The sequence below is a fragment of the Streptomyces sp. NPDC051569 genome (assembly GCF_044454085.1).
Lineage (GTDB): Bacteria > Actinomycetota > Actinomycetes > Streptomycetales > Streptomycetaceae > Streptomyces.
Map to the genome: position 1 here is coordinate 54,066 of NZ_JBITDJ010000016.1, position 21,818 is coordinate 75,883.

The window sequence follows — 21,818 nt, forward strand, 5'->3', positions numbered from 1 at the left end:
ATGCAAGCGCGCTGACGCCTGGCGAAGTTCCCGTGCCGCGCGCGCTCAACGACGGGTCGAGGTCGGCGCTGTCAGTGGCTCGGTCCACAATGGTCCGCGTCAGTTGAAGAAACCGCCGCTCAGACATCTGTGAAGGAGCCGCAGCCGCGATGGCCCGCCGCAGCACGAAGACCCCGCCGCCGGAGGACTTCGAGGAGAAGATCCTCGACATCGACGTGGTCGATGAAATGCAGGGCTCCTTCCTCGAGTACGCGTACTCGGTGATCTACTCCCGGGCCCTGCCGGACGCCCGTGACGGTATGAAGCCGGTGCACCGCCGCATCGTGTACCAGATGAACGAGATGGGCCTGCGCCCCGACCGCGGCTATGTGAAGTGCGCGCGCGTCGTCGGCGAGGTGATGGGCAAGCTGCACCCGCACGGCGACGCGTCGATCTACGACGCGCTGGTCAGGATGGCGCAGCCGTTCTCGATGCGGCTGCCCCTGGTCGACGGCCACGGCAACTTCGGCTCGCTCGGTAACGACGATCCGCCGGCCGCGATGCGTTACACCGAGTGCCGGATGGCCGACGCCACGTCACTGATGACGGAGTCGATCGACGAGGACACCGTCGATTTCGAGCCGAATTACGACGGCCAGGAGCGGGAACCGGTCACGCTTCCGGCCGCGTATCCGAATCTGCTCGTCAACGGGGCCTCCGGGATCGCGGTCGGCATGGCGACGAACATGCCGCCGCACAACCTGGGCGAGGTCGTGGCGGCCGCCCGCCACCTGATCAGGCACCCGTCCGCCGACCTGGAGACGCTGATGCGTTTCGTGCCGGGTCCCGATCTGCCCACCGGTGGCCGGATCGTCGGGCTGACCGGCATCAAGGACGCGTACGAGAAGGGCCGTGGCACCTTCAAGATCCGGGCCACGGCGACGATCGAGGACGTCACCCCCCGCCGCAAGGGCCTGGTCGTCACGGAGCTGCCGTTCACGGTCGGCCCGGAGAAGGTGATCGCGAAGATCAAGGACCTGGTCTCCGCCAAGAAGCTCCAGGGCATCGCGGACGTGAAGGACCTCACGGACCGCTCGCACGGCCTGCGGCTCGTCATCGAGATCAAGAACGGCTTCGTGCCGGAAGCGGTGCTGGAGCAGCTCTACAAGCTGACGCCGATGGAGGAGTCCTTCGGCATCAACAATGTGGCGCTGGTGGACGGCCAGCCGCTCACGCTCGGTCTGAAGGAGCTGCTGGAGGTCTATCTGGACCACCGGTTCACGGTGGTGCGCCGGCGCAGTGAGTTCCGGCGGACCAAGCGCCGTGACCGGCTGCATCTCGTCGAGGGGCTGCTCGTCGCGCTCCTCGACATCGACGAGGTCATCCAGCTGATCAGGTCGAGCGACAACTCCGCGCAGGCCAAGGAGCGGCTGATCGAGCGCTTCTCGCTGAGCGAGATCCAGACGCAGTACATCCTGGACACGCCGCTGCGCCGGCTCACCCGCTTCGACCGGATCGAGCTGGAGAGCGAGCGTGACCGGCTCAACGGCGAGATCGACGAGCTGACCGGCATCCTGGACTCGGACTCGGAGCTGCGCAAGCTGGTCTCCGGCGAACTGGCCGCGGTGGCGAAGAAGTTCGGCACCCCGCGTCGCACGGTGCTGCTGGAGTCCGCGGGCTCCGCGGTGGCATCGGTGCCGCTGGAGGTCGCGGACGATCCGTGCCGGGTGCTGCTCTCCTCGACCGGACTGCTGGCCCGCACGGCCAACGGGGCGCCGCTGGAGGGCGGCGACGGCAGGCGCGTCAAGCACGACGTGATCGTCTCGGCGGTGCCGGCGACGGCGCGCGGCGATATCGGCGCTGTCACCTCGGCCGGACGCCTCCTGCGGGTCGCGGTGATCGATCTGCCGCAACTGCCGGACACGGCCTCGGCGCCGAATCTGTCGGGCGGGGCGCCGGCCACCGAATTCCTGGCGCTGGAAGGCGATGAGACGCTGGTCTGCCTGACCACGCTCGACGAGTCCTCGCCCGGGCTCGCGCTGGGCACGCTCCAGGGCGTCGTCAAGCGGGTCGTCCCCGACTACCCGTCCAACAAGGACGAGTTGGAGGTCATCTCGCTCAGGGACGGCGACCGGATCGTCGGCGGCGCGGAGTTGCGGACCGGCGAGGAGGACCTGGTCTTCATCACCTCCGACGCCCAACTGCTGCGTTATCAGGCGGCGCAGGTACGGCCGCAGGGCCGGGCCGCGGGCGGCATGACGGGCATCAAGGTGACCGAGGGCGCCGCGGTGATCTCCTTCACGGCGGTGGATCCGGCGGTGGACGCCGTGGTGTTCACGGTCAGCGGCTCGCACGGCACGCTGGACGACTCGGTGCGTACGGCGAAGCTCACACCGTTCGACCAGTATCCGCGCAAGGGCAGGGCCACCGGCGGGGTGCGCTGCCAGCGCTTCCTGAAGGGTGAGGACATGCTGGTCCTGGCCTGGGCGGGGGCGAGCCCCGCGCGCGCGGCGCGCAAGGACGGCACACCGGTGGAGCTGCCGGAGCCCGACCCGCGCCGGGACGGTTCGGGTACGCCGTTCACGTCACCGGTCGAGACCCTGGCCGGCCCGGCGCACTGACCCGCCCGCGCTCCCGCCGGTGCCGTGCCACTCAGAGGTCACCCGACAGGCTCTCAGGCGGCCGGCACCGGCTGGGGCGGAGGCGGTCCGGTGTAGCGGGCCGCCGGGCGGATGATCTTGGAGTCGGCCGCCTGCTCCAGGATGTTGGCGCTCCAGCCCACCACCCGGGCCGCCGCGAAGGTCGGGGTGAACATCTCGCGCGGCAGCCCGCAGAGCTCCATGACCACGCCCGCGTAGAACTCCACGTTGGTGTGCAGCTCGCGGCCGGGCTTCAGCTCGGCGAGGATCGCCTCGACGCGTGACTCGACCTGGACGGCGAAGTCCACCAGCGGGCCGCCGAATCCTTCGGCGATCTCCCGGAGCATGCGGGAGCGCGGGTCCTCGGTGCGGTAGACGGGGTGCCCGAAGCCCATGATCCGCTCCCCCGCCATGACCCGTTCCCTGACCCAGGGGTCGATGCGGTCCACGGTGCCGATCGCGTCGAGCGTGTCGAGGGCCCGGCTCGGCGCCCCGCCGTGCAGTGGTCCGGAGAGCGCCCCCACCGCGCCGACCAGGCAGGCGGCCAGATCGGCGCCGGTCGAGGCGATCACGCGGGCGGTGAAGGTCGACGCGTTGAAGCCGTGGTCGACGGTGGAGATGAGATACCGCTCGACCGCCCGCGCCCGGTCGGGATCGGGTTCCGTGCCGGTCAGCATGTACAGGTAGTTGGCGGCATGGGGCAGGTCGTCACGCGGCGCGATCGGTTCCAGGCCCTGGCCGAGGCGGTACAGCGCGGTCAGCAGGGTCGGTACGGCCGCGCAGGCGGCGAGGGCGTCCGCGAGGCGGCGGTCGGCGCCGATGTCGTACAGCGGGCTCAGCCCGGCCGAGGCGCCGAAGAGGGAGAGCGCGCCGCGCAGTCCGGCGAGCGGTCCCGACCGGGCGGAGGACCGCGCGATGACGGGCAGCGCCGCCTGGACCTCCGCGGGCAGCGGGCGCAGCGCGGCGGTCCGCGCGGTGAAGGCCGCCCGTCCGGCCGCGTCCGGCAGCTCTCCGTGGAACATCAGGTGCCAGACGTCCTCGAAGCTCCGGCTCCGGGCCAGCTCGACGGCGGAGTACTGGCGGTAGTGGTAGAAGCCCTCGCGCCCTCTGACGTCCCCGAGGGCGGTGTCGGTGACGACGACGCCCGCGAGACCGTGCGGTACGTCGAGCGCGGAGACGGTGGTCCCGTTGATCGGCATGTGCTTCCTCCCTGCACTGGCCCCTTTACCTTGATTCGACTGTCTACGCTTGACTACTCCACTGTCAACATTGATTAAATCAATATGTGTACGGTGTGGGCATGAATGCTGTGGGCGGGGACGCTGTGGGCGGGGGCCCTTTGGGTGGGGGCCCGCTGGGCGGGGACGACGAACAGCGTCTGACCACGCGGGAGGTGGCCGAGCGGCTCGGGGTGAAGCCGGAGACGGTGTACGCGTACGTCAGCCGGGGCCTGCTCACCAGTCGGCGGGACCCGGCCGGCCGTGGCAGCACCTTCGACGCCAGGGAGGTGGACGCGCTCGTCCGCAAGGGCAGGCGGGAACCCCCGGCGGGCGGCGACGGCCCCCCACGGATCCGTACCGGCATCACCCTGATCGACACGGATCACTACTACTTCCGGGGCGTGGACGCGACCGAACTGGCGCGGCGTTTCGGCTTCGAGGAGATCGCCGACTGGCTCTGGACGGGCACGATGCGCCGGGGCGTCCGGTTCACCGCGCCCGCCGAGGCGCTGACCGCCGCCCGCCGCGCCGTCGAGTCCCTGCCCGGGCACAGCGGCTCGACGGACCGGCTGCGGATGGCCGTCATCGCGGCGGCGGTCGCCGATCCGCTCCGCTTCGACCTCTCCAGGGACGCGGTCCTGGGCGCCGCCCGGGCGCTGATCCCCACCCTGGTGGGCGCGCTCCCGCCGATCGGCCCGGCACGCCACGGGGACGGGAGCCTGGCGTGGCGGCTGTGGCCCCGGCTGACCTCGCGGCCGGCCGACGCATCAGGCGTACGGGCGCTGGACATGGCCCTGTCGCTGCTCATCGACCATGATCTGGCCGCCTCGACGCTCGCCGCCCGGGTGGCGGCATCGGCCCGCGCCCATCCGTACGCGGTGGTCTCCGCCGGGCTCGGCGCCCTGGACAGTCCGCTGCACGGTGCGGCCAGCGGTCCGGCGCACCGGATGCTCGCCGAGGTCCTGGAGCGGGGCAGCGCGGCCGCCGTGGTCGCGGACCATCTGCGGGCGGGCCGCCGGGTGCCGGGACTCGGCCACCGGATCTACCCGGGCCGGGACCCGCGCGCCGAGGCGCTGTTCACCGTGCTGAAGGAGGTCCCCGGCGCCGGTCCCGTGCTGGCGGCAGCGCGCGAGGTGGAGGCGACCACCGCCCGCCATGTGCGGCTGCACGCCAATGTCGATCTGGCGCTGGCGGCGCTCTCGGTGACCACCGGGATGCCGCCCGAGGCGGGCGAGACGGTCTTCGCGGTGGCCCGTACGGCGGGCTGGATCGCGCACGCGCTGGAGGAGTACGGGGAACAGCCGCTGCGGATGCGGCCGAGCGGCCGGTACAACGGGCCCCGCCCGCCGGTGGAACTGCCCTGAGCGACCGTGCGGGTGCCTGCCCTGTGGGCAGGCACGGTTCGTGGCCCCGGGGCCGCCGGGATGGACCGGCCGTGCGCGGCAGCGATGTCGGAGACGCTGCCGCGCTCGCCCGGGAGCAGGAGGGAGCCGGCCGGCGGGACGCCGGCCGCGACGTCAGATCCGCAGCCAGGCCGCCGTGTCCCGTGGGAGGCGCCCGCCGCCGTCCAGCGGGCCGCTGGTGAGCAGGACACCGGTGTGGGCGGGGAGTTCCGCGGACTCACCGGCGAGATTCACCACGCAGACCACACCGCCGGGCCCCGTGGTGCCGGTACGGGTGAAGGCCAGCACCCCGGGGGCGGCGGCCAGCCAGGTCATCGGCCCGTCCCCGAAGCCGGGCTCGGCACGGCGCAGCCGCAGGGCCTGGCGGTAGAGGCTGAGCATCGACTCCGGGTCGCCCGACTGGAGATCGGCGGCGTACGAGGCCCAGGACTCCGGCTGCGGAAGCCAGGGTTCGGCGTCCGAGCCGAAGCCGGCGTGGGGCGCCCGCGCCGTCCAGGGCACCGGCACCCGGCAGCCGTCGCGGCCCGGATCCTTGCCGCCGGAGCGGAAGTGCATCGGGTCCTGGATCCGGTCGAGCGGAATATCCGCCTCCGGGAGGCCCAGCTCTTCGCCCTGGTAGAGGTAGACGGCTCCCGGAAGCGCCAGCGAAAGCAGCGCGGCGGCGCGTGCGCGACGGGTGCCGAGCTCCAGATCCGTCGGGGTGCCGAATTCCTTGGCCGCGAATTCGAAGCCGGTGGCCTCGCGCCCGTAGCGGGTGACCGTACGGGTCACGTCGTGGTTGCAGAGCACCCAGGTCGCCGGGGCCCCGACCGGCGCGTGTTCGGCGAGTGTCTCGTCGATCGCGGCACGCAGCGGGTCCGCCTCCCAGGGGCACGCCAGGAAGGTGAAGTTGAACGCGGTGTGCAGTTCGTCCGGACGCAGGTAGCGGACGAAGCGCTCGGTGTCGGGCAGCCATACCTCGCCGACGAAGATGGCGTCGTACTCGTCGGCGATGGCCCGCCAGGAGCGGTAGATGTCGTGCAGTTCGTCCAGGTCGACATACGGGTGCGGGTCGCGGCCCGCGATGAAGTCCGGCAGGGCCGGGTCCTTGGCGAGCAGGGCCGCCGAGTCGATCCGTACACCGGCGACACCACGCTCGAACCAGAAGCGCAGGACGTCCTCGTGCTCCTGACGCACCGCCGGATGAGCCCAGTTGAGGTCGGGCTGCTCGGGTGCGAAGAGGTGCAGGTACCACTCGCCGTCGTCGAGCCGCGTCCAGGGTGTACCGCCGAATTCGGAGGTCCAGTCGTTCGGCGGGATCTCACCGTGCTCGCCGCGCCCGGTCCTGAAGTGGAACAGTTCGCGCTCGGGGCTGCCGGAGCCGGCGGCGAGCGCCGCCTGGAACCACGCGTGCCGGTCGGAGACGTGGTTGGGCACGACGTCGATGATGGTACGGATGCCCAGCTCGCGTGCCTCGGCGATGAGCTTCTCGGCCTCGGCGAGGGACCCGAAGGCCGGGTCGATGGTGCGGTAGTCCGCCACGTCGTAGCCGCCGTCGGCGAGGGGCGAGAGGTACCACGGGGTGAACCAGAGGGCGTCCACGCCCAGTTCCACGAGATACGGCAGCCTGGCCCGTACACCCGCGAGATCGCCGGTGCCGTCTCCGTCACCGTCGGCGAAGCTGCGTACGTAAATCTGGTAAATGGCAGCGTCGCGCCACCAGTTCCGGTCGGCGGGCTCCAGAGGGCTGCCTTCCATGCGACATTCCTTTCGGGGCTGGTGCTGTGGCCCTCACGGTGGTCCCTTCCGTGACGAGGCGGGGGGTTCATGAGCATGAGCTGCGCACCGCCGCTCCACAGCGGGGACTGAGATGGGTGGCGGCGGTGCGCAGGATCGGGACGGGGGACGGGGACGGCCGTCAGCCCTTGGTGCTGCCGGCGCTGATGCCGGCGATGATGTGCCGCTGGAAGACCAGGAACATCAGCACCATCGGGATACTCGCGATCACCATGGCGGCGATCAGCACGGACAGCGGGATGTTCTGCGACAGCTGGACGAGCGCGACGCTGATGGGCTGCTTGTCGGTGTCCGAGAAGACCATCAGGGGCCAGAGGAAGTCCTGCCAGACGGCGACCAGGGCGAAGATCGACACGACGCCGAGCACCGGCCTGGACATGGGCAGCAGGATCGACCAGAGCGTACGGAGCTGTCCGGCGCCGTCGATCTCCGCCGCTTCCAGCACGTCGCGCGGTATCTGGTCGAAGAAGCGCTTGAGCAGGTAGAGGTTGAAGGCGTTGGCGACGGCCGGCAGCCAGATACCCAGCGGGTCGTTGAGCAGACTGGTGTGGATCAGCGGCAGGTCGGCGACCGTCAGGTACTTGGGGACGACGAGCGCCTGGGCCGGGACCATCAGGGTGGCGAGGATGCCGCCGAGGATCACCTTTCCGAAGGCCGGCTTCAGCTTGGACAGGGCGTAGGCCGCGGCCGTGCAGAGGACGAGCTGGAGGATCCAGGCACCCGCGGCCTGCACCACCGTGTTCCACAGATGCTGAGGGAGCTGCATCAGGTCCCACGCGTCGGTGTACGCGCTGAAGTGCCAGGTCTCCGGGAGCAGCGTCGGCGGTGTCCTGACCAGCTCGTCCGGGGACTTCATGGCTCCGGAGGCCATCCAGTACACGGGGAACAGGAAGGCCAGCGCGAAGACGACGACCACCAGCGTGAAGACGATCCAGTAGAGCGTCCTGCCCCGGGTGCTCGCCATCGTGAGCGGCGACACGAGGGTACGTACGGCCTGGTCCCGGCTTTTCTCGCGGGCGGGCTCGCCGGGCTCGGGCGGTGCCTGCCGGGGAGGCGGCGCGATCTGGGTCATGGCGCTGCGCTCCTCTCAGTCGTCGGTGCGGGTGAACCGCAGATAGAGGGCGGAGAAGAGGCTGAGCAGCACCAGCAGCATCACGCTCAGCGCGCACGCCCCGCCGAAGTCGTTGTAGAGGAAGGCGTACTTGTAGATCAGGTAGAGGATCGTGACGGTGGAGTTCTCCGGTCCGCCGCCGGTGATCACGAAGGGTTCCGTGAAGACCTGCATCGTGGCGATGATCTGCAGGAGCATCAGCATCAGGATGATGAAGCGGGTCTGCGGGATCGTCACATGACGCACGCGCTGCAGGATGCCGGCGCCGTCCAGCTCCGCCGCCTCGTACAGCTCCCCCGGGATGCCCTGGAGTGCGGCGAGGTAGATCAGTACCGTGCCGCCCATGTTCGCCCAGGTGGCGACGATGACCAGGGAGATCAGCGCGGTGCTCGTGCTGTTGGTCCAGTTCGACGTGGGCAGGTGGAGCGTGCTGAGCGCCTCGTTGGCGAGGCCGGCGCCCGGATCGTAGAACCACTTCCAGAGCAGGGAGCTGACCACCGGCGGGATCATCACCGGGAGGTAGACGACCACCCGGAAGAACGACTTCGCGTGGCGCAGTTCGTTGAGGATGAGAGCCATCACGAACGGCACCGCGAACCCGATCAGCAGGGCGATTCCGGTGAAGGTGAGGGTGTTGCGCCAGGCCGCACCGAACTCCGGGTCGTGGAAGACCTGCGTGAAGTTGGCGGTCCCCACCCATTCCGGAGCTGATCCGGGGGTGTACTTCTGGAAGGCGATGATCACCGCGCGGATCGCCGGGTACCAGGAGAACAGCGCGAAGCAGATCAGGCCGCCGATCAGGAAGGCGTAGGCGCGCACCTGATGGGAGAGCTTGCGGCGGAAGGGGCTGGGAGCCCCGCGGCCCGCCGGGCGCAGCCCCGAGGTGGGGGGCTGCGCGGCGGCGGACCGCTGGGGGACCTGGGCTGTCTTCATCGGTACGTCAGCCCCGGGCCAGAATTCCGTCGATCTTGGACTGGGCGTCCTTCAGGAGCTGGTCGATGTCGGCGTCCTTCTTGGTGAGGACCGCCGACACCGCCCCGTCGAGAACCGAGTAGATCTGCTGGGCCTGCGGGGGCTCCAGCTTGAGCGTGAGCTGCTGGCTGCCGTCGAGGAAGGGCTGGTAGTTCGCGACCGGGACGTTCGCGTACTGCTTCTTCAGCTCCTGGTCCTTGGCGTCGGTGGCGCCGGTCCACAGCCGCGGCTCGGGCAGACCGACGGGGGCCTTGAGCTCGGACGCGCGCTTCCAGTCGTTCAGGCCGCTGCCCGGCGTGTTGGTCTGGGCTTCGAGCCACTTCAGACCGGCCTTGATCTGGGCCGGCGTGTCCTTCTTCTTGAACATGTAGCCGTCGCCGCCCGCGAGCGTGCCCTTGCCGCCCGGCATGGGGGCGAGCGCCAGGTCGTCGTAGTTGCCACCCTTCTCCTTGACCAGGATCGGGATGTTGTCCGGCGCGGAGATGTACATGCCGAGCTTGCCGGAGCCCATCATCTGCTGCACGTCGTTCAGGATCAGCAGCTGCTTGGTCCCCATGGAGTTGTCGGCCCAGCGCATGTCCTTGAGGTTCTGCAGGACCGCCTTGCCCTCGGGGCTGTCGACCGCGCCCTTCTTGCCGTCCGGTGTGACGATGTCGCCGCCCTGCGAGTACATCTCGGCGGTGAAGTGCCAGCCGCCCTGGTTCTGCGCGCTGTAGTCGGCGTACCCGACGGTGCCGTTGCCGAGCGCCGCGATCTTCTTGGCGGCGGCGCGGACCTCTTCCCACGTGGCCGGGGGCTTGTTGGGGTCGAGGCCGGCCTGTGTGAAGAGCTTCTTGTTGTAGAGCAGGCCCATCGAGTAGTTGGTGCGCGGGACGCCGTAGACCTTGCCGTCCTTCGAGTACACGTCGCGCAGCGACTGCTGGATGTCGCTGTAGCCCTTCATGTCCTTGACGTACGAGGTGATGTCGGCGGCCTGGTTGATGCCGATGACGTGCTGGGCGTCGGTGAAGTACGTGTAGAACACGTTCTCCATCTGGCCGCCGGCGAGCTTGGCGTCGAACGTCTTCGGGTCCTGACAGGGGAAGGCGTCGTGGGCGACCAGGTCGAGGTCGGGGTTCGCCTTCTTGAACGTCGCGATGTCGTCTTCGAAGCTCTTGCGGTCGATCTTGGCGCTCTTCGGCGGCTCGCAGTTCACGGTGAACTGCGTCTTGCCGTTCGCGTCGTTCCCGCTGTCCGAGCTGCACGCGGCGAGCCCGGTCAGGGCCAGCGCGGAGGCTATGGCGGCGGTACAGGTACGTCGGAACCCGGAGCTTCTCATCGGTGGAACCCCTCTTGGGCAGGAGCGTGGGAAACCCACAGCCGCTCGCTGTGTGGCGGCGCTCACTCAACCACTAACTACGGATGTCCGCAATATGTCGCTCCGATTTCGCAAATACTTGACAGATGCCTGCATGAGGGGGGCTCGAAGGGGGGTCCGTACCCTATGCTTTCGGACGACTGCCGCAGTGGTGCGGAAAGCGTCATCGGGCCGCCCTGCGGACCTGTCGTCGCGGGGCCGACGGGCCGTCACGCCCGGGGCCCGGAGGGCGCGGTTCCAGGCGGCGGGGGGCCTACGACGCCGGCCCGGGGGGCGGATCCGGCCAGGCGGGGCCGATGCGGCCCGGTCACTTTTCTTGCGGAGCCCTGCGGGACGCATGCGCAAGCCATGGGCAGATCCCGCAAGCCGCTTACTCGCGAGCGTGAGCGGTGACGCGACGGGCGAGGCGACGGAGGACGCGACCGGGGGTGGGGGCGAGCGGGCCGGGCGCGCGGGAGCCGTCCCCTACCGAGCCGGCCGCGACCACTGCCGCACGCGCCATCGGCGTCGTGGGTGTCCGCGTGCGTCCGTACGTGTTCGTACGTGTTCGTACGCGGCTCGGGCGTGCGCGCCGTACGCGCCGTCGCGTGGCGGCCCCGTGGAGCGCCGCGAAGCCGCCGCGCACGCCCGAGCCGCCGGGCCGCCGCCCCACCGGGCCACAGGGCGCCCCATGGCGACCTACGGGGGCCTGCCGACCCACACCCCGATCAGCGGGCGCCCGGCGTTCGCAATATTTCTTGCTTGTTTCGAAAAAGTTCGACAGACGATATCCGGCCGCCCGGCGGGAGCCAACCGCTTCCGCCCGCGCGGGCTACCGGGGAGCCTGCGCCGTGGAGCCCCGGACCACCAGCTCCGGCTCGAAGAGCAGCTCACCTGGGGGCACGGAGCCGCCCTGGATCTGAGCGCTCAGCATCTCGACGGCGGCCCGCCCCATGGCCTCGATGGGCTGGCGCACCGTGGTCAGCGGGGGCTCGGTGCAGTTCATGAACGCGGAGTCGTCGAAGCCCACGACCGACACCTCGCGCGGTACGTCGAGACCGCGCCGGCGTGCGGCCCGTACCGCTCCCAGTGCCAGCGGGTCACTGGCGCAGATGATCCCCGTGACCCCCCGGTCGAGCAGCCGCGAGGCGGCCGCCTGGCCGCCTTCCAGGGAGAACATGGTCCGCTCGATGTATTCGTCGGGCAGCTTCGACTTGGCCGCCTTCGCCGCCGCGAGGGCGGCGGCGAGCTTGCGCCGGGACGGCACGTGGTCGGACGGGCCGAGCACCAGACCGATGCGCTCGTGGCCGAGCGAGGCCAGATGGCGCCACGCCTGCTCGACCGCGACGGCGTCGTCACAGGAGATACAGGGGAAATCGAGGTTCTCGATGGGCGCATTGATCAGGACAACCGGAATCTTGCGTTCCGCGAGCTGCCGGTAGTGGTCGTGAGGGGCGTCCGCCTGGGCGAACAGGCCACCCGCGAAGACCACCCCGGAGACCTGCTGCTGGAGCAGCAGCTCGACGTAGTCGGCCTCGGAGACCCCGCCCTTGGTCTGGGTGCAGAGCACGGGCGTGAGGCCCTGCTGGGCCAGCGCACCGCCGATCACCTCGGCGAACGCGGGGAAGATGGGATTCTGCAACTCCGGCAGGACCAGGCCGACGAGCCGGGCGCGCTCGCCGCGCAGCTGGGTCGGCCGCTCGTATCCGAGAACGTCCAGCGCGGTCAGCACCGACTGCCGCGTGGCCTGGGAGACTCCCGGCTTGCCGTTGAGCACCCGGCTGACCGTGGCCTCGCTGACCCCAACCTTCTTCGCCACCTGAGCAAGTCGTCGCGTCATACACGCAAGACTATCGCAAAGGATGCAAGCTACTTGCTCAGCCGCGTAAAACTTGTTCATCGGCACACCGAGGCGGGCACGGAGCGCGTCAGGAGACGGGCACGCGGTGATGCCGGCCGGAGGCGTCCGGCCGGCATCACCCTACGGGCCCGCTACGGGGCCCTCACCCGCTCCCCTACGGGTTGACGTTGATCTTGAAGGTGGACGTCGTGTTCTTGATGTCCACGGCGTTGTTGTTGAGCGTCAGGCCGTTGAAGGTGACCTCACCGACCGCCGGGCCCTGACCGGACTCGGGCAGTTCGTTCGCCCACAGTCCGAAGCCGGACTTGGCGTCGAAGGCGTCACCGCTCTTGCGGGCACCGGTGATCGAGATGCCGGTGAGGATGGTGTCCTTGATCGGGAACTGCGGCTGACCGCCTACGTAGTTGGTCTGGAACATGATGCCGCTGTAGGTCGGATCGACGATGTCGACGTTGTTGATCCGTATCCCCTGGAACACCTTCGAGGCGGAGAAGAGCCAGATTCCGGGGAAGGTCTGCGAGCCCCAGAAGTGGCCGCCCGATCTGATGACCGACACGTTCTCGATCGTCGTCGGATCCGTCCCGAAGCCGTTCATCGCGTACCCGAAGTCCAGCGAACTGACCGTGATACCGGCGTACACGAGGGTGTCCGCGATGGTGATGTTGCGGAACGTGTTGTGGTAGCCGCCGTATACGGCGACACCCGCGGCCCGCCACGTCAGCAGCGCGGTCAGGTTCTCGTAGACGTTGTTGTACATGTCCGCGCCGCCGGCGTCGATCGCCGAGAAGAGCGCGAAGCTGTCATCACCCGTGGCTCGCGCCTCGTTGTTGATGATGTGGTTGTCGGTCGAGCCGTTGGTCATGTTGATGCCGTCGGCGAACGTGTCACGGATCCGGGAGTTGCTGATCGTGATGCGGTCGGCGTTGGCGCCCCAGTAGAGGCAGACCGTGTGCTCGTTCCAGATGTTGTCGATCGTGATGTCGGTGACGTTGGAGAAGTCGAACACCTTGCCGGGGCCGTCGATGCGCGAGGTGTAGTTGCCGAAGTACGCGAAGTTCTTGAAGGAGGAACCCTTCGCGGCGGCCTCCACCCGGAACCCGACGTCGGTGTTCTCCTGGCCCGAGGGGGCGAAGAACCTGGTGTACCAGGGACCCGCACCGACGACCTGGACCGCCTTGCCGTACACCTGGAACTTGTTGGACGTCTGGTAGTCACCGGCCGGCAGGTAGACGCCGACCAGCTTGCCGGTGGTGTCCATCCGGACCTTGTCGATCGCGTTCTGGACATCCTGCTGGGCGAATCCGGTCGGGACCGTGTAGGTGGTCGGGTCCGGGTTGGCGACCTGGGTCGCCTGCTCCAGGTTGATGAAGTCGATCGCGTAGGTCGAGGTGTTGGCCGTGTCCTTCTGCAGGCGGATCTTGCTGCCGGCGGGGACGGTCTTGCCGAGCAGGACGTTGGCCTCGTCGTAGATGTGACGGGGGCCGCCGGAGCCGGGCGAGTTGCCGGGGCCGGTCTCGTCCCCGTACAGCCAGGCGTACTTCGAGGTCAGGTCGATCGCCTTGAGGAAGGTGCCGTCGACGTAGATGTTCAGGTTGGAGTTGGTGCCGCCACCACCGGCCGCGTCCGGGATGGAGAACCGGGTGACCAGCGAGTTGGTGCTGGCGCGGGTGGTGAACTCGACGTAGTTGCCGGTGCTGTTGAGGGTGACGGCCTTGCGGCCGGACGCCTCGCCCGCGAGGTCACCGACGGTCCGGTTCGGACCGACGACCTGCGCGCCTCCGCCCAGGGTGCCGTCCTCCGCCTCGTACATGTCGTACGGCATGTTGGCGCCGCGGCCGACGAAGAGGGGCTGCGAGCTGGTGTTGTTGGTGCGCTTCACCGGGAGCTCGTTGGCGTCGTCGGCGATGACGACCTTCTGCGTGTACGAGCCGTTGACGGCCGTCCAGGTGCCGAGACCCACGGACGGGGAGGTGGCCCCGGCCGCGATGGTGCCGCTGTACGAGCCGGTCAGGGTCTTGACCGTGGCGCCCGAGGAGTTCACCAGGTTCAGCGTGATGGCGTGACTGCCCGAGGCGGACGCGATGGTGCCCTGGTTCTTCAGCGCCACCGAGAAGGTGACGGTGTTCCCGGCCGCCGGGGAGGACGGGGACGTGCTGACCGAGGTGGCGATCAGGTCGGAGCTGGAGACCGGCTTCACCACCAGCGGAGCGGAGGCGGTGTAGCTGTTGTTGGTCTCGTTCTGCTCGATGACCGCGTTGGCCGGGTCGGCGACGGCGGTGAGCGTGTACGAGCCCGCGTCACGCGCCCCGATGTTCGCGGTGACCGTGGTGGAGGCACCGGCCGCCAGAGCGCCCACGGACGCCGAACCGACCTTGGTGCCGTTCAGCTGGAGGTCGACCGTGCTGGCCGGAGCGGCGTTCGATCCGGCGTTGCGTACGGTCGCCGACAGGGTGATCGCGTCCGACTCGACCGGGGCCGACGGGGAAGCGGTCAGAGCCGTGACCGTCAGATCGGGGTTGGGCGCCGGGTCACCGAGGACCTGGAACTCCGCCACCTGGCCCGCGCCGGAGCCGGTGTTGGAGGTGAACTTCAGCTGGACGTCGGCGACACGGGCGCTGACCGGGATGGTCACCGAGTTGCCGCTCGACGGGTTGAAGGCGTAGTCCTTGGCGGCCACCAGGCTGGTGTAGCCGGTCGCGCTCTGCTCGCGGCCCAGCACCTGGATGTTCTGTGTCCGCGCGCCCCAGCTGCTGTCCGGGTTGAGCTTGACGACGACGCTCTGGGTGTCGGCGTTGGCGCCGAGCTTCACCGTGAGGGTGTTGGGGTAGCTGCCGCCCGCGCCCTCCCAGTAGGTGGCGACGTTGTTGTCGTTGGCGTTCTCGGCGACGAAGGTGAAGACCGTCGAGGACGCGGTGATCGGCTTGCCGATGGCGAGGTTCGACGCCGAACCCGAGCTGCCGTTCCGGGTCACCGTGTTGCTGTTGCCCGACACGTTGCCGGCCGCGTCCTTGGCCCGTACGTAGTACGAGACCGTGGTGCCGGTCGACTGGCTGTCCGTGTAGGTCAGGACGTTGCCCGCGACGCTGGTGCGCAGCGTGTTGTTGGCGTAGATGTCGTAGCCCGTCACACCCACGTTGTCGGTGGACGCCGTCCAGGTCAGCTTGACCTGCCCGGGGGTCGACTCGGTGAAGGCCAGGTTCGCCGGGGTGGTCGGCGCCTGGGTGTCACCGCTCGCGGCCTGCCGGGTCACCGTGTTGCTGTTGCCCGACACGTTGCCGGCCGCGTCCTTGGCCCGCACGTAGTACGCGACCGTGGTGTTGGTGGGCTGCGTGTCCGTGTAGGTCAGCACGTTGCCCGCGACGCTGGTGCGCAGCGTGTTGTTGGCGTAGATGTCGTAGCCCGTCACACCCACGTTGTCGGTGGACGCCGTCCAGGTCAGCTTGACCTGGCCGGGAGTCGACTCGGTGAAGGCGAGACCGGCGGGGGCACTGGGGGCCGTGGTGTCACCGGTCGTGGGGCCGTAGATCTCCAGCTCGGACAGCTGGCCACCGGGCTGGCCGGTGTTGGCGGTGATCGCCACCCGGACGTAGCGCGTGGTGGTGGAGTTGAGGGAGATCGTCACCGTGTTGCCGGTGGCCGGGTCGAAGGTATACGCCTTCGAGGCGGTCAGGTCGGTGAAGTCGCTGTTGTTCGTCGAGCCCTGGACCTTCAGCGTCTGGGCGCGGGAGCCCCAGCCGTCGGGCAGCTTCAGCACGACCTGGTTGATGGCGACCGAGGAGCCGAGGTCGGCCTGGATCCACTGCGGGAAGGCGTTGTTCTGACTCTCCCAGTAGGAGCCCTTGTCACCGTCGTTGGCCTTGGCCGCCGGGTAGACGTCGGTGAAGCTGCTGGCCGTGAGCGTCTTGCCCAGGGCGAGGTTCGTCGACGCCGCCAGGGCGGTGTGCACCTCCAGCTCGGAGAGCTGGGCCTTCTTGCCCGCGCTGTTCTTGGTGATGGTGGCCCGGACGAACCTCGCCTTGGTGGCGGGGAAGGAGATGGCGACCTTGTTGCCCGCGCCCTTGCTGAAGGTGTAGGTCGCGGAGGACTTCAGCGTCTCGAAGCTGGTGCCGTCCGCGCTGCCCTGCAGGGACAGGGTCTGCTGACGGGACTCCCACCCTGCGGGGAGCTTCAGCACCACCTGGTCGACCCGCTTGGTGGACCCGAGGTCGGTCTGCACCCACTGCGGGGCCTTCGTGCCCTTGCCCTCCCAGTAGGTCGACTGGTTGCCGTCCGTGGCATTACGGGCGGTCGCGTCGCCCGTCGTGGCATTCGCCGCCGCGGTCCGCCCCGCGGCGATGTTGGGGCCGCCGGCCGCCGAGGCGAGCGACGGCCAACCGACCATCAAAAGACTGGTGGCTACAGCGGTCGAGAGGACCCGCCATCTCCGGCTTAGCGATCTCAATGGATCCCCGATCTTCGGCCTCGGCGCGGGGGCGGCGAGGGCGCGGCTCTGGCATGCCTGCCGATACGGCAAGCGTTTCTGCACTAATGAACGGAGTCTTTTGCGTATAGCGGTCAGAGAGTTGCAGAGAAATGCGAGGCCGTCCACAGATCCGACAGAACCAAATCCCGTGGATCGCCACCCGAGTTGACACCTGGAAGACGCCAACGTCCGCCATCCGCCCGCTCATCAGGCAAACGCAAGCGACCTGCAAACCTTGCGAAGTATTTGCGTCGCCGGGGCAAAATTTCGGAAAGGGCGCTCCGCCCTCTACCGTTCGTACGCATGAGCGCAGGACCGGGCACCGCGGGCGGACGACGGCGATTCGGCTGGCCGCGCCGGGTCTTCTCCCAGGTGCTGCTGATGCAGCTCGCCGTCGCCGCGGGCGTCACCGTGCTGGCCACCGGGCTCTTTCTGGCACCCTTCGGCGACGAGCTGGACGACCAGGCGATGAGCCGCGCGCTCGCCATCGCCGAGACCACCGCCTCGCCCCGGCTCGCCGGCGAACTGCTGGAGTCACGCCCGGCGGTGGACGGGCCCGTACAGGCCGAGGCCGAGCGCGTCAGAGAGGCCACCGGCGCCGAATACGTAGTGATCATGGACAGGCGAGGGGTCCGCTGGTCGCACACGGACCTGAGCCAGATCGGCGGGGTCGTCTCCACCGACCCCAGCGGGGCCCTGGCGGGCGAGCACGTCAAGGAGATCGACAGCGGCACCCTCGGCCGCTCGGCGCGCGGCAAGGTCCCGCTCCGCGACGGCTCCGGGGAGATCGTCGGAGCCGTATCGGTCGGCATCGCGTACGACAGCGTCCGCGACCGGTTCCTCGCCGCGATCCCCGGGCTGCTCGCGTACGCGGGCGGGGCGCTGGCGGCCGGGGCGCTCGCCGCGTATCTCATCTCCAGGCGGCTTCAGCGGCAGACCCATGACCTGGCCTTCTCCGACATCTCGGCCCTGCTCGCCGAGCGCGAGGCCATGCTGCACAGCTTGCGCGAGGGGGTGGTGGCCCTCGACGGGACCGGCCGGATCCGGCTGATGAACGACGAGGCGCAGCGGCTGCTCGGGCTGGGCCCCGATGCCACCGGCCGTTCGCTCCGCGACGTACTCGGCGCCGGACGCACCACCGACGTGCTGACGGGACGCGTGGTGGGCGAGGATCTGCTGGCCGTACGGGGCAGCCGCGTCCTGGTCGCCAACCGGATGCCCACCGACGACGGGGGCGCCGTCGTGACGCTCCGCGACCGTACGGAACTGGAACGCCTGGGCCGTGAGCTGGACGCCACCCGCGGGCTGATCGACGCGCTGCGCGCCCAGGACCATGAACACGCGAACCGGATGCACACGCTGCTCGGGCTGCTGGAGCTGGACCTGCACGAAGAGGCGGCGGAGTTCGTCACCGAGGTCGTCGGCGTCCACCGCGCCACCGCCGAGCAGATCACCGAGAAGATCACCGATCCGCTGCCGGCCGCGCTGCTGGTCGGCAAGGCCACGGTCGCGGCGGAGCGGGGCGTGGCGCTGCGCCTGTCGCCGGGCACCCGGCTGCCGGACCGGCTGGTGGACCCGCAGGGCCTGGTCACGGTCGTCGGCAACCTCATCGACAACGCGCTGGACGCGGCGGCGGGATCCGCGGACCCGCGCATCGAGGTGGAACTGCGCGCCGAGGGCCGTACGGTCGTCATCAGGATCTCCGACAGCGGACCGGGCATCCCGGCCGGGCAGCGGGAACTGGTCTTCTCGGAAGGCTGGTCGACCAAGGCCCCGCCGGCCCACGGCAAGCGCGGCCTCGGTCTGGCGCTGGTGCGCAGGCTGGCCGAGCGGCAGGGCGGCAGCGCGCGGGCCGGCGAATCGGCGGCGGGCGGCGCCGAGTTCACGGTCGTACTCCCCGAAGCGCTGACGGCCGGCGCCGCACAGGAACGGGAACAGGCCACGGTGGAAGGGGAACGATGATCGACGTACTGGTCGTGGACGACGACCTCAGGGTCGCGCGGATCAACACGGCGTATGTGGCCAAGGTGGCCGGTTTCCGGGTCGTCGCCCAGGCCCACTCGGCCGCCGAGGCCCTCACCCGGCTCGCCGAACGACCCATCGATCTCATCCTCCTGGACCACCATCTGCCCGACGAGAACGGGCTCGCGGTGGTCCGGAAGCTGCGCGGGCTCGGCCATCAGGCCGACGTGATCATGGTGACGGCGGCGCGCGATGTCGCCACCGTCCAGGCGGCGATGCGCCACGGAGCACTGCAATACCTGGTCAAACCATTCAATTTCGCCGGGCTGCGGACCAAACTGGAGGCGTACGCGACGCTCCGCCGAACGGTGGACGGGGGTGGCGAGGCGGAGCAGTCGGAGGTCGACCGGATGTTCGGGGCCCTCTCCGCCGCGACCACCCCGTCCCTCCCCAAGGGCCACTCCCCCACCACCGCCGAACTGGTACGCCAGGTACTGCTGGGCGCGGACGGACCGCTCTCCGCGCAGGAGATCGCGGAGCGGGCGGGAATGAGCCGGCAGACCGCGCAGCGCTACCTCAAGCTGCTGGAGCGGGCGGGGCGGGTCCGGCTCAGCCTCCGGTACGGCGGGACGGGGCGCCCGGAACACCGCTACGTCTGGACAGCCGGCGCCTGACGCGCCGCCCGGGCCGCTCCACGGTGGGCCGTCCTGCCCCTCGCTTCCGTCGCGGGCCTGACCTATACCGCTCCCGCTCCGGTCAGCGACCTGACCTCGGTCTCCGCGTGCCTGGCCGCGTCCGGCCCCTCGGGCGAGAGGACCGTACCGATCCAGCCCGCCAGGAAGCCCAGCGGGATGGAGACCACGCCCGGGTTGTCCAGCGGGAAGACATGGAAGTCGACACCCGGGAAGATCGCGTCCGGGCCGCCCGAGACCACGGGCGAGAGCACGACCAGCACGACGGCCGGAATCAGCCCCCCGTAGACCGACCAGACCGCCCCGCGGGTGGTGAAGTTCCGCCAGAACAGCGAGTAGAGCAGGACGGGCAGATTGGCGGACGCGGCGACCGCGAAGGCGAGACCGACCAGGAAGGCGACGTTCAGGTCGTCGGCCAGCAGGCTGAGTCCGATGGCCACCGCGCCGATCCCCGCCGCCGCCATGCGGGCCACCGCGACCTCACTGCGCCGCTTGCCGCCCTCACGCTTGAGCGAGGCGTAGAGATCGTGGGCGACGGCGGCCGAGGAGGCGAGCGTGATCCCCGCGACGACGGCGAGGATGGTGGCGAAGGCGATGGCCGCGACGATCGCGAACAGGACCGTTCCGCCGGTCGAGCCCGCTCCACCGCCGAGGTCGAGGGCGAGCAGCGGGATCGCGGTGTTGCCGGCGGCGTTCGAGGAACGGACCGCGTCGGAGCCGACCACCGCGGCCGCGCCGAAACCGAGCACGATCGTCATCAGGTAGAAACCGCCGATGAGTGCGATGGACCAGACGACCGAGCGGCGCGCGGCGCGCGCGGTCGGCACGGTGTAGAAGCGCGACAGGATGTGCGGCAGGCCGGCCGTGCCCAGCACCAGGGCCAGGCCGAGGCTGATGAAATCGACGCGCGCGGTCCAGCTCCCGCCGTACCGCAGACCGGGTGAGAGGAACGCCTCGCCCTGCCCGCTGTGCGCGACCGCGCTCGTGAGCAGGTCGTTGATGTCGCCGTGGAAGCGGATCAGCACGAGGACGGTCAGCGCGATCGAACCGGCCAGCAGCAGCACGGCCTTGACGATCTGGATCCAGGTGGTGGCGCGCATCCCGCCGAGCGAGACGTAGATGACCATCAGCGCGCCCACACCGATCACGGTCCAGGCGCGCGCCGCCCCGCTCGTGCCGCCGAGAAGCAGCGCCACCAGACTGCCCGCGCCGACCATCTGCGCGACCAGGTAGAGCACGGAGACGGTCACGGAGGAGGTGCCCGCGGCGATCCGGACGGGACGTTCGCTCATGCGCGCCGCGACCACGTCGGCGAGCGTGAACCGACCGCAGTTGCGCACGAGTTCGGCGACAAGGAGCAGCACGACCAGCCAGGCGACGAGGAAGCCGACGGAGTAGAGCACCCCGTCGTAGCCGGAGAGGGCGATCACGCCCGAGATGCCCAGGAAGGAGGCCGCCGACATGTAGTCCCCGGCGATGGCGAAGCCGTTCTCCATGGGGGAGAAGAGCCGGCCGCCCGCGTAGAACTCCTCGGCGGAACCGTGCCGGTTGCGGCTCACCCAGGTGGTGATGCCCAGGGTGACCGCGACGAACGCGCTGAAGAGCACCAGCGCCAGGATCTGGTGATCGCCGTTCACTGTTCGACTCCCCGCGTCATCTCCTGGGTCTCCCAGCGCAGTTCGAGCGCCGCGCGGTCCCTGCGCAGCCGGGCATGCCGCGCGTACGCCCAGGTCAGCAGGAAGGTGGAGAGGAACTGGCCGAGTCCGGCGACCATCGCCACGTTCACCGCCCCCGCCACCGGTCTGGCCATCAGCTCCGGTGCGGCGGACGCCGCCACGACGTAGGCGAGATACCAGAGGAAGAAGGCCAGCGAGGCGGGGACGACGAACCTCCGGTAGCGGCCGCGTACCTCCTGGAAGGCGGCGCTCCGCTGGACTTCCAGGTAGATGTCGGCGGCGCTGTGGGGGCGCTCGGGAGCCACGGCCGGGTCCGGCGCGGCGGGCGCCGCGGGTATGCCCGTGCCGTCCAGGGCGCCCCAGCCGTCGTCCAGCGCCTCGTACCACGGGGCGTCGAGCCGCACGGCTGCGGCGGCGTCACGCCCTTCCTGCTTCTCCACCGGTTCAACTCTCCTTGTCAGCGGACCGTTTCGGCCGCGCCCCAAGGATGGTCGGAGCGGGAAGCTCCGGGACTCTTCTCTCCCCCGACTTCACCCCATCAGGTGACAGCGGCCGCCGCTGCCGGGATGGGCCCGCGCCGATACGCGTGGCGCACGGCCCGCGCGCGGTCGCGCATCCCGGTCCTGGCGAACAGGTTGTTGATGTGCGTCTTCACGGTGGCCGTCCCGATGTGCGGCCGCCGCGCGATCTCCTGGTGGTGAGACAGCCGTGGGTAGAGGTCCGGCCTCC

Annotated in this window: 14 protein-coding genes; 4 read left to right on the top strand and 10 right to left on the bottom strand. The window is 69.9% G+C overall.

What is annotated here, in order from left to right; all coding sequences use genetic code 11:
* The first annotated feature begins 149 nt into the window (after nucleotides 1-149).
* On the top strand, nucleotides 150-2,600 hold the full coding sequence (locus ACIBAE_RS21710; RefSeq protein WP_399287962.1) for a DNA topoisomerase (ATP-hydrolyzing) subunit A: 2,451 nt from the start codon (nucleotides 150-152) through the stop codon (nucleotides 2,598-2,600).
* 53 nt (nucleotides 2,601-2,653) lie between these two features.
* Here the strand turns inward: ACIBAE_RS21710 and ACIBAE_RS21715 are convergent, their stop codons facing one another.
* The gene (locus ACIBAE_RS21715) at nucleotides 2,654-3,817 is read right to left on the bottom strand and encodes a citrate synthase (RefSeq protein ID WP_399287965.1); all 1,164 of its coding nucleotides are present in this window, start codon (nucleotides 3,815-3,817) and stop codon (nucleotides 2,654-2,656) included.
* A 101-nt stretch (nucleotides 3,818-3,918) separates the two neighbouring features.
* Here ACIBAE_RS21715 and ACIBAE_RS21720 point away from each other — a divergent pair, with 101 nt between their 5' ends.
* Nucleotides 3,919-5,202: a citrate synthase gene (locus ACIBAE_RS21720; RefSeq protein WP_399287968.1), complete on the top strand. Its 1,284-nt coding sequence runs from the start codon at nucleotides 3,919-3,921 to the stop codon at nucleotides 5,200-5,202.
* Between the two features lie 153 nt (nucleotides 5,203-5,355).
* Here ACIBAE_RS21720 and ACIBAE_RS21725 read toward each other — a convergent pair whose 3' ends face one another.
* The 6 genes from ACIBAE_RS21725 to ACIBAE_RS21750 all read right to left on the bottom strand — a co-directional run bounded on the left by ACIBAE_RS21725 (nucleotide 5,356) and on the right by ACIBAE_RS21750 (nucleotide 16,678).
* Nucleotides 5,356-6,978 (bottom strand): alpha-amylase family glycosyl hydrolase, encoded by a 1,623-nt coding sequence (locus tag ACIBAE_RS21725; RefSeq protein ID WP_399287970.1) that lies wholly within the window; start codon nucleotides 6,976-6,978, stop codon nucleotides 5,356-5,358.
* Between the two features lie 160 nt (nucleotides 6,979-7,138).
* Nucleotides 7,139-8,089, bottom strand: a complete 951-nt coding sequence (locus ACIBAE_RS21730) for a carbohydrate ABC transporter permease (protein WP_399287973.1) — start codon at nucleotides 8,087-8,089, stop codon at nucleotides 7,139-7,141.
* A 15-nt stretch (nucleotides 8,090-8,104) separates the two neighbouring features.
* Nucleotides 8,105-9,061, bottom strand: a complete 957-nt coding sequence (locus tag ACIBAE_RS21735) for a carbohydrate ABC transporter permease (protein ID WP_399287976.1) — start codon at nucleotides 9,059-9,061, stop codon at nucleotides 8,105-8,107.
* A 7-nt stretch (nucleotides 9,062-9,068) separates the two neighbouring features.
* Nucleotides 9,069-10,418, bottom strand: a complete 1,350-nt coding sequence (locus tag ACIBAE_RS21740; protein WP_399287979.1) for an ABC transporter substrate-binding protein — start codon at nucleotides 10,416-10,418, stop codon at nucleotides 9,069-9,071.
* Between the two features lie 850 nt (nucleotides 10,419-11,268).
* Entirely contained in the window at nucleotides 11,269-12,276 is a 1,008-nt protein-coding gene (locus tag ACIBAE_RS21745) for a LacI family DNA-binding transcriptional regulator (RefSeq protein ID WP_399287982.1), read from the bottom strand.
* A gap of 175 nt (nucleotides 12,277-12,451) precedes the next feature.
* Complete coding sequence (locus ACIBAE_RS21750) at nucleotides 12,452-16,678, bottom strand: discoidin domain-containing protein (protein ID WP_399287985.1); 4,227 nt, start codon at nucleotides 16,676-16,678, stop codon at nucleotides 12,452-12,454.
* A gap of 384 nt (nucleotides 16,679-17,062) precedes the next feature.
* On the opposite strand from ACIBAE_RS21750, the gene ACIBAE_RS21755 reads away from it, so the two are divergent.
* Together ACIBAE_RS21755 and ACIBAE_RS21760 are read left to right on the top strand one after the other, a co-directional pair.
* On the top strand, nucleotides 17,063-18,721 hold the full coding sequence (locus tag ACIBAE_RS21755; protein WP_399287988.1) for an ATP-binding protein: 1,659 nt from the start codon (nucleotides 17,063-17,065) through the stop codon (nucleotides 18,719-18,721).
* Nucleotides 18,718-19,395, top strand: a complete 678-nt coding sequence (locus ACIBAE_RS21760; RefSeq protein WP_399287991.1) for a response regulator — start codon at nucleotides 18,718-18,720, stop codon at nucleotides 19,393-19,395. The genes ACIBAE_RS21755 and ACIBAE_RS21760 overlap by 4 nt, the downstream gene beginning before the upstream one ends.
* Nucleotides 19,396-19,457: 62 nt before the next feature.
* Here ACIBAE_RS21760 and ACIBAE_RS21765 read toward each other — a convergent pair whose 3' ends face one another.
* The 3 genes from ACIBAE_RS21765 to ACIBAE_RS21775 form a co-directional block, all read right to left on the bottom strand.
* Nucleotides 19,458-21,050 carry a cation acetate symporter gene (locus ACIBAE_RS21765; protein WP_399287993.1) on the bottom strand — a complete coding sequence of 531 codons (1,593 nt, stop codon included), beginning with the start codon at nucleotides 21,048-21,050 and terminating at the stop codon, nucleotides 19,458-19,460.
* On the bottom strand, nucleotides 21,047-21,529 hold the full coding sequence (locus tag ACIBAE_RS21770) for a DUF485 domain-containing protein (protein ID WP_399287996.1): 483 nt from the start codon (nucleotides 21,527-21,529) through the stop codon (nucleotides 21,047-21,049). Before ACIBAE_RS21770 ends, ACIBAE_RS21765 begins: the two co-directional genes overlap by 4 nt.
* Before the next feature lie 98 nt (nucleotides 21,530-21,627).
* Complete coding sequence (locus ACIBAE_RS21775; protein ID WP_399288168.1) at nucleotides 21,628-21,795, bottom strand: LuxR C-terminal-related transcriptional regulator; 168 nt, start codon at nucleotides 21,793-21,795, stop codon at nucleotides 21,628-21,630.
* Nucleotides 21,796-21,818: the final 23 nt, after the last annotated feature.

Bases quoted from the DNA above. Each gene is read 5' to 3' on its own strand.
- ACIBAE_RS21710 (WP_399287962.1), top strand. From the start codon at position 150: ATGGCCCGCCGCAGCACGAAGACCCCGCCGCCGGAGGACTTCGAGGAG.
- ACIBAE_RS21715 (WP_399287965.1), bottom strand. From the start codon at position 3,817: ATGCCGATCAACGGGACCACCGTCTCCGCGCTCGACGTACCGCACGGT.
- ACIBAE_RS21720 (WP_399287968.1), top strand. From the start codon at position 3,919: ATGAATGCTGTGGGCGGGGACGCTGTGGGCGGGGGCCCTTTGGGTGGG.
- ACIBAE_RS21725 (WP_399287970.1), bottom strand. From the start codon at position 6,978: ATGGAAGGCAGCCCTCTGGAGCCCGCCGACCGGAACTGGTGGCGCGAC.
- ACIBAE_RS21730 (WP_399287973.1), bottom strand. From the start codon at position 8,089: ATGACCCAGATCGCGCCGCCTCCCCGGCAGGCACCGCCCGAGCCCGGC.
- ACIBAE_RS21735 (WP_399287976.1), bottom strand. From the start codon at position 9,061: ATGAAGACAGCCCAGGTCCCCCAGCGGTCCGCCGCCGCGCAGCCCCCC.
- ACIBAE_RS21740 (WP_399287979.1), bottom strand. From the start codon at position 10,418: ATGAGAAGCTCCGGGTTCCGACGTACCTGTACCGCCGCCATAGCCTCC.
- ACIBAE_RS21745 (WP_399287982.1), bottom strand. From the start codon at position 12,276: ATGACGCGACGACTTGCTCAGGTGGCGAAGAAGGTTGGGGTCAGCGAG.
- ACIBAE_RS21750 (WP_399287985.1), bottom strand. From the start codon at position 16,678: ATGGTCGGTTGGCCGTCGCTCGCCTCGGCGGCCGGCGGCCCCAACATC.
- ACIBAE_RS21755 (WP_399287988.1), top strand. From the start codon at position 17,063: ATGAGCGCAGGACCGGGCACCGCGGGCGGACGACGGCGATTCGGCTGG.
- ACIBAE_RS21760 (WP_399287991.1), top strand. From the start codon at position 18,718: ATGATCGACGTACTGGTCGTGGACGACGACCTCAGGGTCGCGCGGATC.